Annotated in this window: 12 protein-coding genes; 6 read left to right on the top strand and 6 right to left on the bottom strand. The window is 71.4% G+C overall.

Annotated elements, in window-relative coordinates:
• Positions 1-3 precede the first annotated feature (3 nt).
• On the bottom strand, positions 4-684 hold the full coding sequence (locus AC6EUL_RS00810) for an arylesterase (RefSeq protein ID WP_407067249.1): 681 nt from the start codon (positions 682-684) through the stop codon (positions 4-6).
• A 110-nt stretch (positions 685-794) separates the two neighbouring features.
• Here AC6EUL_RS00810 and AC6EUL_RS00805 point away from each other — a divergent pair, with 110 nt between their 5' ends.
• Entirely contained in the window at positions 795-1,508 is a 714-nt protein-coding gene (locus tag AC6EUL_RS00805; RefSeq protein ID WP_244476365.1) for an ABC transporter ATP-binding protein, read from the top strand.
• A gap of 4 nt (positions 1,509-1,512) precedes the next feature.
• Positions 1,513-4,089, top strand: coding sequence for an ABC transporter permease (locus AC6EUL_RS00800; protein ID WP_499868291.1), 2,577 nt, complete (start codon positions 1,513-1,515; stop codon positions 4,087-4,089).
• 9 nt (positions 4,090-4,098) lie between these two features.
• On the opposite strand, the gene AC6EUL_RS00795 is transcribed toward AC6EUL_RS00800, so the two are convergent.
• Positions 4,099-5,097 carry an aldo/keto reductase gene (locus AC6EUL_RS00795; RefSeq protein WP_499868288.1) on the bottom strand — a complete coding sequence of 333 codons (999 nt, stop codon included), beginning with the start codon at positions 5,095-5,097 and terminating at the stop codon, positions 4,099-4,101.
• A 100-nt stretch (positions 5,098-5,197) separates the two neighbouring features.
• Here AC6EUL_RS00795 and AC6EUL_RS00790 point away from each other — a divergent pair, with 100 nt between their 5' ends.
• Positions 5,198-6,109 (top strand): LysR family transcriptional regulator, encoded by a 912-nt coding sequence (locus tag AC6EUL_RS00790; RefSeq protein ID WP_499868286.1) that lies wholly within the window; start codon positions 5,198-5,200, stop codon positions 6,107-6,109.
• Here AC6EUL_RS00790 and AC6EUL_RS00785 read toward each other — a convergent pair.
• Positions 6,093-7,277 (bottom strand): hypothetical protein, encoded by a 1,185-nt coding sequence (locus AC6EUL_RS00785; protein ID WP_499868284.1) that lies wholly within the window; start codon positions 7,275-7,277, stop codon positions 6,093-6,095. The genes AC6EUL_RS00790 and AC6EUL_RS00785 overlap by 17 nt on opposite strands.
• Before the next feature lie 119 nt (positions 7,278-7,396).
• Between AC6EUL_RS00785 and AC6EUL_RS00780 the strand changes: the two genes are divergently transcribed.
• From AC6EUL_RS00780 to der, 3 genes are all read left to right on the top strand, one after another.
• A complete protein-coding gene (locus tag AC6EUL_RS00780) occupies positions 7,397-8,005 on the top strand; it encodes an NnrU family protein (RefSeq protein ID WP_056273304.1) in 609 nt (202 codons plus the stop codon).
• 120 nt (positions 8,006-8,125) lie between these two features.
• The gene (locus tag AC6EUL_RS00775) at positions 8,126-8,839 is read left to right on the top strand and encodes a tetratricopeptide repeat protein (protein WP_056218953.1); all 714 of its coding nucleotides are present in this window, start codon (positions 8,126-8,128) and stop codon (positions 8,837-8,839) included.
• Between the two features lie 46 nt (positions 8,840-8,885).
• Positions 8,886-10,244, top strand: a complete 1,359-nt coding sequence (gene der, locus AC6EUL_RS00770; protein ID WP_499868281.1) for a ribosome biogenesis GTPase Der — start codon at positions 8,886-8,888, stop codon at positions 10,242-10,244.
• 9 nt (positions 10,245-10,253) lie between these two features.
• On the opposite strand, the gene AC6EUL_RS00765 is transcribed toward der, so the two are convergent.
• Genes AC6EUL_RS00765 through AC6EUL_RS00755 form a run of 3 tightly spaced genes read right to left on the bottom strand, consistent with a single transcriptional unit; the run spans position 10,254 to position 12,628 of the window.
• Positions 10,254-11,381, bottom strand: a complete 1,128-nt coding sequence (locus AC6EUL_RS00765; protein ID WP_499868279.1) for a carboxylate-amine ligase — start codon at positions 11,379-11,381, stop codon at positions 10,254-10,256.
• A gap of 36 nt (positions 11,382-11,417) precedes the next feature.
• Complete coding sequence (locus tag AC6EUL_RS00760; protein WP_499868277.1) at positions 11,418-11,837, bottom strand: dihydrofolate reductase; 420 nt, start codon at positions 11,835-11,837, stop codon at positions 11,418-11,420.
• Between the two features lie 41 nt (positions 11,838-11,878).
• Positions 11,879-12,628 carry an SDR family NAD(P)-dependent oxidoreductase gene (locus AC6EUL_RS00755; RefSeq protein ID WP_499868275.1) on the bottom strand — a complete coding sequence of 250 codons (750 nt, stop codon included), beginning with the start codon at positions 12,626-12,628 and terminating at the stop codon, positions 11,879-11,881.
• Between the last annotated feature and the right edge of the window lie 6 nt (positions 12,629-12,634).

Below are 12,634 nucleotides of genomic sequence, written 5' to 3'. Positions count from 1 at the left end.
GGCTCAGCGCGCCTGCGGATGGAGACGGTCGAGGAAGGTCTCGACCGTCGGCAACATGCCGGCCACGATCGTTTCGACGCCCCTGGCGTTCGGATGCAGGCCATCGTCCAGGTGGGCCTGCCGGTCGCCGACGATGCCGTCGAGGAAGAACGGGTACAGGACGAGGTCGTAGCGCTTGGCGAGGTCCGGGTAGATCGCGTCGAAGCGCGCGGCGTAGTCCGGCCCGAGGTTGGGGGAGGCCTTCATCCCCGCAAGCAGCACGGGAATGCCGCGTGCCTTGAGCCGCTCGATCATCGCATCGAGGGCCTTGCGGGTTACCGCCGGGTCGGTGCCGCGCAGCATGTCGTTGGCGCCGAGTTCGAGGATGACGCCGTTGGTGTCGTCGGGGACCGACCAGTCGAGGCGATCAAGGCCTCCGGTCGTGGTGTCGCCCGAGACACCCGCATTCGCCACCGTGACGACGCGTCCGCGTGCCTTCAGGGCCCGCTCCAGCACCACCGGAAAGGCCGCGTTCGCGGGCAGGCGATACCCAGCGGTCAGGCTGTCGCCGAAGGCCACCAGCTTCACCGGCGGCACGTCGGGCGTGGCGTGCGATGGCATCGTGCCGAGCCCGAGTGCGGCAAAGAGCGTCATCAGAGCGGCGAGGCCGAGCCCGGCATGGCGCGCCGCCCGTGAGCGGACCATATCGGCGAGGCGTGAGACTCCACACAGACCCATTCGATCACAACCCCGACCCTTGCATCCACCTTGCCCGCCGTCACGATGACGACAGCTGCACACAGATCGGTCGCCCGTTGAAGTCCGACAACCCCATTGCGCCGACGGCGCAGACCATCGCCCTCTCCGACATCGACCTCAGCCTCGGCCGTGGGGCGGCGCGCGTCCATGTCCTGCGCGGCATCTCCCTCGATGTGGCGCCGGGCGAGGCGGTCGGTCTCGTGGGTCCCTCCGGCTCCGGCAAATCGACTCTGCTGATGGTCATGGCGGGCCTGGAACGGCCGGATTCAGGTCGCATCCTTGTTGAGGGTATCGATCTCGGAAGTCTGGACGAGGATGCCCTGGCGCGCTTTCGCGGGCGCCGCATCGGCATCGTATTCCAGGCCTTCCACCTCGTCCCGACGATGACCGCCCTGGAGAACGTGGCGCTGCCCCTCGAACTCGCTGACCAACCCGACGCGCACCGCCGGGCACAGGTCGAGCTGGAGGCGGTCGGGCTCGGCCACCGCCTGCACCACTATCCGGCCCAGCTCTCGGGTGGCGAGCAGCAGCGGGTCGCCATCGCGCGGGCTATCGCGCCCGACCCCGCGATCCTCGTGGCCGACGAGCCGACCGGCAACCTCGACGAGGCGACCGGTCGCCAGATCGTCGACCTGCTCTTCGCCCTGAAGCGCGACCGCGGCGCGACCCTCGTCCTCGTCACCCACGACCCCGGCCTCGCGCGTCTCTGTGACCGCACCGTCCGCCTCCGCTCTGGCCGGGTGGAAGCGCCGGTGCCGGTCCAGGCCTGACCCGATGCATGGCACCCTTCCCAAGCCGAGCGGACGTTCCTCAGGGGGGCACGTTCCACTCACCCTGCGCCTCGCGCTTCGCGAATTGCGCGGCGGGCTGGCGGGCTTCACCGTGTTCCTCGCCTGCATCGCCCTCGGCGTCGCGGCCATCGCCGGCGTCGCCTCGATCTCGCGCTCCCTCACCGACGGTCTCGGCCGCGAGGGGGCGCGCATCCTCGGCGGCGATCTCACCTACAGCCTGATCAACCGGGAGGCGACGCCCGAGGAGCGCGCCGCCTTGGATGCGCAGGGTCGCGTCTCCGTGGTCACGACCCTGCGCGCCATGGCCGTGGCCGGAGAGACCGGCGCGGCCCTGGTCGAGCTGAAGGCGGTGGGCGCCGACTACCCCACCACGGGCGAACTCGTCACCGAACCGGCCGAACCCCTCGCCGATCTCCTGGCCGAACGCGACGGCGCTGCCGGCGCGGTGGCGGACCCGGCCTTGCTCACTCGCCTCGACCTCACGGTCGGTGACCGGATCACCATCGCGGGCAAGCCGTTCGCGATCCGCGCCACCCTCGTGTCGGAGCCCGATCGCATCGCCAACGGTATCGGTTTCGGCCCCCGGGTGCTGATCACGCACAAGGCCCTGACGGCCTCGGGCCTGATCCGGCCGGGCAGCCTGAACCGCTGGAGCTATCGCCTGCAGATCCCGGGGGTCGGAGACGCCGATCTCGAGACGCGCGCCGCCGCCATCGCCAAGGCTGCTCCGGATGCGGGCTGGGAGATGCGGGCGCGCACCAACGCCGATCCGCGCTTTGCCAAGAGCATCGAGCGCTTCACCCAGTTCCTCACCCTGGTCGGCCTGACGGCGCTCATCGTCGGCGGCGTCGGGGTCGCCAATGCGGTCGCGGCCTTCGTCGAGCGAAAACGCGGCTCCATCGCCACCCTGAAGAGCGTCGGTGCGCCGGGCGGACAGGTGGTGGTGCTCTACCTGACCCAGGTCCTGCTGATCGCTGCCCTCGGGATCGCGATCGGCCTCGCGGTGGGCGCGCTCCTGCCCTTCGGCCTCGACGCGCTGTTCCACGATGCCCTGCCGCTGCCGCTCAATCCGACCATCGCGCCCGGCGAGCTCGCGCTCGCGGCGGCCTATGGATTCCTGACGGCGGTCGCCTTCGCCATCCAGCCCCTGGGGCGCGCCCACGACATTCCCGTCTCGGGGCTGTTCCGGGACGTGGTCGATCCGGGTTCCGCCCGCACCCGCCTGCGCTATCGCCTGATCCTGGCGGCCGCCCTCGTGGGGCTGATCGGGCTGGCCCTGGTCACCGCCTTCGACCGGCGCCTGGCGCTCGTCTTCATCGTTGCCGCCGGGCTCGCCTTCGGGCTGCTGCGCCTCGTCGCCCTCGGGCTGATGGCGGTAGCGCGACGACTCCCGCGCCCGCGCATGGCGGCTCCCCGCATGGCCCTGGCGAATCTGCATCGGCCGGGGGCGCTCACCCCCGCCATCGTGCTCTCCCTTGGCCTCGGCGTGACCCTTCTCGTCACCCTGAGCCTGATCGACGCCAACGTTCGGCGGACGCTGACGAATTCCCTGCCGGCTAAGGCGCCGAACCTGTTCTTCCTCGACATCCCGTCGAGCGATGCGGACGCCTTCCACGCCTTCCTCGGCGGCCTTTCGCCGGGGGCGAAGATCGAACGCGTTCCGATGATGCGCGGTCGGATCACCGCCCTGAACGGCGTTCCGGCCGGCGAGATCAAGGCGCCCGAGGATGCCGCCTGGGTGCTCGACGGGGACCGCGGCATCACCTACGCCGACGACCTTCCCGAGGGCTCGTCTCTGGTCGGCGGTCACTGGTGGACCCCCGAGGAGGCTCGGACGCCGCTCGTGTCCTTCGATGCCGAACTGGCGGGCAAGCTCAACCTCGCCGTCGGCAGCAACGTGACGGTCAACGTCCTGGGGCGGACGCTGACGGCCAGGATCGCCAACCTGCGCAAGGTCGAGTGGCGCTCGCTCGGGATCAACTTCGTGATGGTGTTCTCGCCCGGGACGTTCCGGGGGGCGCCGCACTCCGATCTGGCGACCCTCACCCTGCCGAACGGACCCGACGCCAAGGCAGAGGCGGAAATTCTGCGTGACGTGGCAAAGGCTTACCCCTCCGTCACCAGCGTGCGGGTGAAGGAGGCCCTGGAGGCCGTGAGCGACATCGTCGCCAAGCTGGTCCTAGCCATTCGCGGCGCCAGCGGCGTCGCCGTGGTGGCGAGCCTGTTCGTTCTGGCCGGCGCCCTCGCGGCCGGGCACCGCGCCCGGCTCTACGACGCGGTCGTGCTCAAGACCCTGGGCGCCACGCGGGGCCGGCTGCTGGCAGCCTACACCCTCGAATACGGCGCCCTCGGCCTCGCCACGGCGATCTTCGGCCTCGCCGCCGGCACCCTGGCGGGCTGGGTCATCGTGACCCGGGTGATGAAGCTCGAGTTCACCCTCGACCTGTCGGGGGCGATCCTCGCGGCGGCCCTCGCGGTCGCCTTCGCGATTCTCCTCGGTCTGGCAGGGACTTGGCGAATCCTCGGCCAGAAGCCGGCTCCGTATCTGCGCCAGTTCTGACGGCGGTCGTCACAGAACCTCGATGCCGGCGGTTCCGCCCTCGGCATAGCGGGCGCCGGCGGCGGCGCCGGGCGGGAACAGCCCGTCGAGCTCGGCGATCTCGCCGGGGGTGAGCGCGAGGTCCATGGCCGCGGCGTTCTCGGCGAGGCGGGCCACCCGCCGCGTCCCCGGGATCGGCACCACGCCCGGTGCGCGGTCGACGAGCCAGGCGAGGGCGATCTGGCCGGAGCTGGCGTTCCGGCGCGCCGCGATGGCGCTGAGCCCGTCGAGCAGGCGCTGATTCCGGGCCAGGGCGTCGGACTGGAAGCGCGGATTTCCCCGGCGGAAATCGTCCGCGGCGAGCCGCGCCGGATCGAGGCTGCCGGTGAGGAACCCGCGTCCGAGCGGTGCGTATGCCACGAAGGTGACGTCGAGGTCGCGGCAGGTCTGCAGCACCTCGTCCTCGGCTCCCCGGCTCCACAGCGAATACTCGCTCTGGACCGCCGCGATCGGATGAATCGCGTGGGCGGCCCGCAGGGTTTCGGGCGAGACCTCGGACAGGCCGAGTCCGCGCACCTTGCCCTGCTCGACCAGGCGCGCCATCGCGCCGATCATCTCGGCCAGCGGGGTCTCCGGGTTGCGACGGTGGCAGTAGTAGAGATCGATGGTCTCGACGCCGAGCCGGGTCAGCGACGCCTCGCAGGCCGCGGTGAGATAGGCCGGCGTGTTGTCGATCCGCCGCTTCGCGCTGTCGTCGGGGCTGTCGGAGGGGCGGATGATGCCGAACTTGGTGGCGAGCACGACCCGGTCGCGGCGGCCCTTCAGGAAGCGGCCCAGCAGGGTCTCGTTATGGCCGAGCCCGTAGGTGTCGGCGGTGTCGAGGAAGTCGTAGCCGAGGTCGAGGGCCGCCGCGAGGGCGTCGAGGGACTCCGTCTCGTCGGCCGGCCCGTAGAATTCGGACATGCCCATGCAGCCGAGGCCGGGGACGGAAACGGTGAGGCCGGTCTGGCCGAGGGGGTGGTGTCGCATCGCGGTGCCTGGGTTCGAAAATCGCCGCATCGGTGTGCCATGGGGCCGGATCGGCGATAAGATCGACACTCCTGGACGAACCGTTGAGCGAGGCTCATCAATGCAGCGGGCCGACCTCGCGGACCTCGCGGCGTTCGCGGCCATCGCCCGGCACGGCAGCTTCCGGCGGGCCGCCCTCGAACTCGGGGTGTCCCCCTCCGCGCTGAGCCACGCCCTGCGGGGCCTGGAGACCCGGATGGGGGTGCGTCTGCTCCACCGGACCACCCGCAGCGTCGCGCCGACCGAGGCGGGGGCGGCCCTGCTCGCGGGGATCGGGCCGGCCCTGGCCGAGATCGCCGCGGCGGTCGGAGCCGCGGGCGCGTTCCGCGCCACGCTCGGTGGCGCCCTGCGCATCAACGCGCCGCGCGCGGCCTGCCGCCTCGTCCTGATGCCGCTGGTGGCGCGGTACCTCGCGCTCTATCCCGGCGTCCGCGTCGAGGTCGTGGGGGACGATGCGCTGACCGACGTGGTGGCCGGCGGGTTCGATGCCGGCGTCCGGTTCGGCGAGCACCTGGCCGGCGACATGATCGCGGTGCCCCTCGGTGGGCCCCAGCGCTTCGCCCTGGTGGGCGCCCCCGCCTATCTGGCCGGACGGCCGACGCCCGAGAGCCCGGCCGATCTCGTGGCGCACCGCTGCATCCGGCAGCGCTTTCCCGGCGGTGCGGTGTATCGCTGGGAACTGGAGAAGGACGGGCGGGCGCTGGCGGTCTCCGTCGACGGTCCCCTCGTCGTCAACGATCAGGAGATGATCGTGCAGGCGGCCCTGGCGGGGCTCGGCCTCGGCCTGGTCTTCGAGGACAGCGTCGCCGACCTCCTGGCGTCCGGTGGGCTCGTCCGCCTGATGCCCGACTGGTGTCCGAGCTTCCCCGGGCTGTTCCTGTACTATGCCGGCCGGCGCCAGATCCCCCCGCCGCTGCAGGCCTTCATCGACCTCGTGCGGCGGCCGGAGGCGGGGCTCACGGCCACACCTTGATCGCGAGGTTGCGCCGGAGAAGGTCGCGATCGGAGGTGATGGTGCAGCCTTCGGTGCGCAGGGTCACGTAGGTGAGGAAGGCCGTGTCGCCGGTGTCGTCGAAGTTGCGCCCCTGCGCGTCGGGATCGAGCAGCGACGGGTAGGCGATGAGTCCGCTGGGCGCCCGGCAGGGATCGTCGTACAGGGTGGCGCCGGCCAGGAGCAGGCGCGGCGTGTCCCAGTCCAGCAGGTCGCGGGAGGTGGTCCAGTAGAAGCCGGATTGCGGAAAGCCCGGCCCGGCCTTGGCCATGAAGACCGCGATCCAGGCGCCGCTGGCGCGATGGCGCACGACGGCGCCCACCGGGGTCGGGAACGGCGCCACCGGTGCGCAGGTCGCCGGAGCCTTGACGGGTTTCGCGTAAGGGTCGGGGAAAGCCGCCTCGTAGCCGGTGCCGGTCCAGGCCCGCCAGCCCGTCGGGTCGGCGGGATCGCGATTGCGGAACAGGCAGACGCCCGCGGACTGGTCGCTGCCCGGCTGTGTCCAGCCCGTGGTGGAGGCGAGGAAGTAGCGCCAGGTCCCGTCCGAGAAGACATTCGACGGATTGAAGAAGCCGCGATGGCTGCCCTGCCCGACCTCCTGGCGGAAGGGGGCGCCGGCCACGACCACCGGTGGGGTCGCGCGGGTGAAGCTGCGTCCGCCATCGGTCGAGGCGGCCGCCACCACGCTGTTGTACCAGCACGCCATGTACTCCTTGGCGCGGCAGCGGCCCGGATGCTCGTTGGCCCGGTACTCGTGGTGGACCAGGGCGGCGACGGCGCGGCCTTCCTCGGTCCAGGTGGCGGTGATCCACGAGGCGTCGTCGTAGGCGGCCGGATCGGCCTTGCCGCCGGATTCGAGCACCACCGCGCAGTCCAGTTTCAGGGCGTCGAGGCGGGGACCGCGGAAGGCGCGGTTCCGGTAGTGCATGCCGAACAGGGCGACGGCGCCGGAGGCCTCGCGGAAGGCGCGGGCCGAGGCGTCGGGCACGTCGACCCCGTCGCAGGCGTCGCGCCCGGCCTTGAACATCACCACCGGGGGGCCGACCAGGGTCAGGGCGGAGAGCGGCGGCTCCGCGGCGGCGCGCGCCGGGCCGCCGAGGCAGACCAGCGCGAGCAGGAGCCGGGCCGCGAGGGGAAGGGGGCGCGTCATCGGGAGTCCCTGGACATCGGCCGCAGATTGGGTTTTGAACCGTTACAGTTCGATTGTGCGCACGCGTCCGATTCCGGCCCTATCCACAGATCCCCGACGCCCTCCCGCGAAGGCCTTCCATGCTCCTCCTCATCCTCGGGCTCGTGCTCTTCCTCGGCACGCATGCCTTCTCCATGGCACGGGCACGGCGGGCGCGGGTGATCGATCAGGTCGGCGAGGGCCGCTACAAGCTCGCCTACACCCTGGCCTCCCTCCTGGGCCTCGTGCTGATCGCCTACGGTTTCCACCTCTATCGCCAGTCCGGCTACATCGCCGTGTGGGACCCGCCGGTCTGGACGCGCCACCTCGCCCTGCTCCTGACCGCCCTGGCCTTCGTCGCCCTGGCCTCGGCCTACCTGCCGGGGCACATCCGTGCCCGGGCCAAGCACCCGATGCTGCTGGCCGTGAAGATCTGGGCCACCGCGCACCTGCTGGCCAATGGCGACCTCGGCTCGATCCTGCTGTTCGGCAGCTTCCTCGCCTGGGCGGTGATGGCCCGGATCAGCGCCAAGCGGCGGGCCCTCGCCCCCGGGGCCGTGGCCGCGCAGCATGGCGGCCCCGCCGCCGCACCGGCGGGCTGGCGCAACGATGCCCTGGCCGTCGTCATCGGCCTCGGCGTCTGGTTCGCGTTCGCGCGCTACCTGCATCCGCTCCTGATCGGCGTCGCCGCCTGGCCGGGCCAGGCCTGAGACGCGTCCGGACCGAAGGGCCTCGCGTCGAAGCCGGTCGCCAACCGCCCGCGCCTGTGATAGGCGCAAGCCTTCATCTTCATGCAGCGGCCGCTCGGTTCCCGATCGGCGTGAGACGACATGGCCGAAAACAACGAGTTCATCCGCGAGGTCAACGAGGACTATCGCCGGGATCAGGTCGCCGAGATCTGGCGCCGCTACAGCGGCGTGATCATCGCCCTGGCGGTCCTCGTGGTGGTCGCCGTCGGCGGCTGGCGCTACTGGCAGCACGACCAGCGCGTGCGCGCCGAGGCGGCCTCCGAGCGCTTCGAGGTCGCCAACCGCCTCGCCCGCGAGGGCAAGGCCGCGGAAGCCGACAAGGCCTTCGAGGCGATCGAGAGCGATGCACCCTCCGGCTACGCCCTCCTGGCGCGCTTCCGGTCCGCCACGGAGACCGCCAAGCGCGACCCGAAGGCCGGGGCCGCCGAGTACGACGCGCTGGCCAACGACACCCGCGTGAGCACGGGCCTGCGTGACCTCGCCCGCCTTCGCTCGGCCCTGCTGCGCCTCGACGGCACGGAGCCCGACGCCGCCCTGGCGACGCTCCAGGGCCTCGCCGCGCCGAACGGCCCCTTCCGCCACACCGCCCGCGAGATGCTGGGCCTCGTCGCCCTGAAGCGCGGCGACTACGACGGCGCCGGGCGCTGGTTCGACCAGATCAACGCCGATCCGCAGACGCCGCAGAACCTGCGCCAGCGCATCGAGGTCTACGCGGCCCTGGTGGCCGGCGGACCCGTCACCGTGACCGCTGCGGCCCCCGCCGCCCCGGCCGCTCCCCCACCCGTCACGCGCTGAGCCCTCGACCCGCTTCTCACGGACGCCTGATCGAAACGAGCACACCATGGATATGCCGACCGTCGCGATCGTCGGACGGCCGAACGTCGGCAAGTCGACCCTGTTCAACCGCCTCGTGGGCAAGAAGCTCGCCCTGGTGGACGACCGCCCCGGCGTGACCCGCGACCGGCGCGAGGGCGACGTCAATTTCGGTGGTCTCGTCTTCCGCATCATCGACACCGCCGGCCTCGAAGAGGCCGATCCCGGCTCGCTGATCGGCCGCATGCGCGCTCAGACCGAGGCCGCGATCCTCGAGGCCGACGTGGTGCTGTTCGTGATCGACGCCCGCGCGGGCGTGCTCCCGGCGGACCAGCCCTTCGCCGAGATGGTGCGGCGGGCCGGCTGCCCGGTGATCCTCATCGCCAACAAGGCGGAAGGGGGCGCGGGCCTGTCGGGCGCCTACGAGGCGTTCTCCCTGGGCCTCGGCGACCCGATCCCGTTCTCGGCCGAGCACGGCGAGGGCATCGGCGAGTTGCACGACGCGCTGATCGAGTCCCTGCCGAAGCCCGACGACGACGACGAGGAATACGACGACGATCCGTCGAACCGCTCCCTCAAGGTCGCCATCGTCGGTCGCCCCAATGCGGGCAAGTCGACCTTAATTAACCGGATGCTCGGCGAGGAGCGCCTCCTCGTCGGTCCGGAGGCGGGCATCACCCGCGATTCGATCTCCCTCGACTGGGAATGGCGCGGCCGCCGGATCAAGCTCCACGACACCGCCGGCATGCGCCGCAAGGCGCGCATCGACGACAAGCTCGAGAAGCTCGCGGTCTCGGACGGCCTGCGCGCCGTGCGCTTCGCCGAGGTGGTGGTGGTGCTCCTCGACGCCACGATTCCGTTCGAGAAGCAGGACCTGACCATCGTCGACCTGATCGAGAGCGAGGGCCGCGCCCTCGTCATCGGCCTGAACAAGTGGGACCTCGTGGCCGACCAGAACGGCCTCCTCAAGAAGCTGCGCGAGGATTGCACCCGCCTGTTGCCGCAGGTCCGCGGCGTCTCCGTGGTGCCGCTCTCCGGCCTCGCCGGCGAAGGCATCGACAAGCTGATGCAGGCCGTGACCTACGCCGAGGAGATCTGGAGCACCCGCGTCTCCACCTCACGGATCAACGACTGGCTCAGCGCCGCCACCCAGCGCAACCCGCCCCCGGCGGTGTCGGGCCGCCGGATCAAGATCCGCTACGCCACCCAGGTGAAGGCGCGGCCGCCGCACTTCGCCCTGTTCGGCAACCAGCTCGACGGCCTGCCGAAATCCTACACCCGCTACCTCGTCAACGCCCTGCGCGAGGCGTTCGAACTGCCCGGTACGCCGATCCGGCTGTCCCTGCGCACCTCGAAGAATCCCTTCGACCGGGAAAACAAGGGCTGAGCCTCGGGCTCAGGCCGCGCCGGAGGTCGTCCGCGCCAGCCAATCCACGACGGCATCGAGGGCCTGGCGGTTCGAGGTGTCGCCGTCGCGGGCCCCCTCGAAGGTGGCCGCCTGGCGCTCGGCGCTGGTGCCGTCCGCGAGGATACGGCGGGCCTGCGCCACCTCCGCTTCGCAGCCGAGGGCGGCGGCGTCCTCGGCGATGAGCACGAGGAGATCGTCCAGGGCCCGGGCGAAAGGCAGGGCTTCCTCGCTCGCCTCGTCGATCAGCTCGGCCTCGGTGCCGCTGCGCTGGGCCCGCCACAGGTTCTCCTGGGCGAGCGCCCGGGAGACGCCGTCGAGGTCGGCGTTGAGCTCCGGCCGGCGCACCATCAGACGGACGAGGCAGCGGTAGAGCGCCGCGATGGTCAGCGCGTCCTCCAGCCGGGTGCAGGAATCGGCGATCCGCAATTCGAGGGTCGGGAACTTGATCGAGGGGCGCAGCGACCACCACAGGAAGCTCGCATCCTGAATCGAGCCGGCCCGGGTCATGATCCGCACGTAGCGGTCGTAGGCGGCCGTGTCGGCGAAGAGATCGGGCAGGCCGGTGCGGGGCAACTCGCCGAAGGCGCTGAGGCGATAGGCGCTGAGGCCCGTCGGCTTGCCCTGCCAGAACGGCGACGAGGCCGAGAGGGCGAGGAGCAGCGGCTGGTAAGGCAGGAGCCGGTTCATCAGGTCGACGCGGGCGTCGGGATCGGGCACCTCCACGTGGACGTGCATGCCGCAGATCAGGCTGCGGCGCCCGGCGAGGCCGACGTCGCGCAGGATGCCCCGGTATCGGTCGCCCTTGGTGGGAAGCTGGCGCGCCCAGTCCGCCACCGGATGCGTGCCCGCCGCGAACACGAGGAGACCGTGCTCGCGCCCGAGCTTGCCCAGGGCCGAGCGCTGGCGCGACAGGACGTCCCGCGCCTGCGCGAAGTCCGTGGAGGGCGGGGTGCAGACCTCCACCTGGCACTGGAGCAGTTCGCGCCCGATCTCGGGCAATTCCTCGCCGGCCTGGACGTGGAAGGGCTTCACCGAGCGACGGGGGGTGCCGCGTGTCTCGGCATCCGCCAGGAAGTACTCTTCCTCGATGCCGAAGCGGTAAGGGGCTGAGGTCATCGGGAGCCTTGTGGAAGGGTGGCTCCCCTCAACCCGTCAGGCGCCGGTTTGTGCCCGCGCGGGGCCGCCCACAAGCCAGGCGGGGTCGAACCAGCGGTCGGCCTCGCCGTCGTAGGGCAGGCGGGTGATGTCCCAGTGCTGGATATACTTGGCGTAGACGTTCCAGACCGCGATGCCGCCGCCCACGAAGATGCGCCGCCCGGGATAGCGCGCCAGCACGGCCTGCGGGTCCTCGTGGCTGCGGATGACGTCGATGGTCCGGTCTTTAAAGGCGAATTCGGGCACCGAAGCGATGGTCTTCGGCCCGGCGATCAGGACGTGGCCCATGGTGACGGCGAAGAACCGCGTCACGTCCTCGACGAAGAGCGGATCGGTGTTGCCCTCCCAGGGCAGGTGCCCGTTGAGGCCCAGCTGTCCGCGAAGGCCGATGGCGCAGATGCAGCGAACGTCGATCATGGCGGTCTCGAAGAACGGAGGAGGAGGGACGGCGTCCGGCGTCAGCACGCCATCTGCGGCGTCAGGATCCGGTCGCTCGGGAAGTCGTAGATCTTGCCGGACTCCGAAAAATCCGGGCTGGCCAGGCGCACGAAGTGCGGCGCGAGGTCCTCCGGCGTCTTCAGGGTCATCTCGTCCTCGCCCGGCATCGCGGCCTTGCGCATCGACGTCCGCAAGGGGCCGGGATTGAGCAGCATGGCCCGCACGGGCGTCGTCGCCGTCTCGGCCGCGTAGGTGCGCACCAGGGCGTCGAGGGCCGCCTTGGAGACCGAGTAGGGCCCCCAATAGGCCCGGCACTTCTGGGCGGCGCCGGAGGTCACGAAGATGGCCCGGCCCGCATCGGAGGCCCGCAGCAGCGGATCGAACGAGCGGATCAGGCGGTAATTCGCCGTGACGTTGATCTCCATCACCTGCGCCCAGGTCTTCGGCGTCACGTGCCCGATCGGTGTGAGGTTGCCGAGGATGCCGGCATTGCCCACCAGGATGTCGAGGCGCTGCCAGCGCTCGTGGATGCCCGCACCCAGGCGGTCGATGGCGTCGTAGTCCGTCAGGTCGAGGGGCACGAGGGTGGCGCTGCCGCCGACGCCCCGGATGGCGTCGTCGAGCTCTTCGAGGCCCCCTTGCGTCCGAGCGACGGCGACGATGTGGGCGCCGGCCTGGGCCAGGGCGAGGGCGGCGGCGCGGCCGATGCCGCGCGAGGCGCCGGTGACGACGGCGAGGCGGCCGGCGAGCGGCTGGGTCGGGTCGCTCATCGGACG

The organism is Methylobacterium sp. 001424705, from assembly GCF_059816145.1.
Note: the sequence above shows the minus strand (reverse complement) of the source record. Positions and strands in the feature narration are given on the sequence as shown.

Excerpts from the sequence above, each read along its gene's own strand:
- AC6EUL_RS00810 (WP_407067249.1), bottom strand. The coding sequence starts at position 684 with ATGGTCCGCTCACGGGCGGCGCGCCATGCCGGGCTCGGCCTCGCCGCT.
- AC6EUL_RS00800 (WP_499868291.1), top strand. The coding sequence starts at position 1,513 with ATGCATGGCACCCTTCCCAAGCCGAGCGGACGTTCCTCAGGGGGGCAC.
- AC6EUL_RS00795 (WP_499868288.1), bottom strand. The coding sequence starts at position 5,097 with ATGCGACACCACCCCCTCGGCCAGACCGGCCTCACCGTTTCCGTCCCC.
- AC6EUL_RS00790 (WP_499868286.1), top strand. The coding sequence starts at position 5,198 with ATGCAGCGGGCCGACCTCGCGGACCTCGCGGCGTTCGCGGCCATCGCC.
- AC6EUL_RS00785 (WP_499868284.1), bottom strand. The coding sequence starts at position 7,277 with ATGACGCGCCCCCTTCCCCTCGCGGCCCGGCTCCTGCTCGCGCTGGTC.
- AC6EUL_RS00780 (WP_056273304.1), top strand. The coding sequence starts at position 7,397 with ATGCTCCTCCTCATCCTCGGGCTCGTGCTCTTCCTCGGCACGCATGCC.
- AC6EUL_RS00775 (WP_056218953.1), top strand. The coding sequence starts at position 8,126 with ATGGCCGAAAACAACGAGTTCATCCGCGAGGTCAACGAGGACTATCGC.
- der (WP_499868281.1), top strand. The coding sequence starts at position 8,886 with ATGGATATGCCGACCGTCGCGATCGTCGGACGGCCGAACGTCGGCAAG.
- AC6EUL_RS00765 (WP_499868279.1), bottom strand. The coding sequence starts at position 11,381 with ATGACCTCAGCCCCTTACCGCTTCGGCATCGAGGAAGAGTACTTCCTG.
- AC6EUL_RS00760 (WP_499868277.1), bottom strand. The coding sequence starts at position 11,837 with ATGATCGACGTTCGCTGCATCTGCGCCATCGGCCTTCGCGGACAGCTG.
- AC6EUL_RS00755 (WP_499868275.1), bottom strand. The coding sequence starts at position 12,628 with ATGAGCGACCCGACCCAGCCGCTCGCCGGCCGCCTCGCCGTCGTCACC.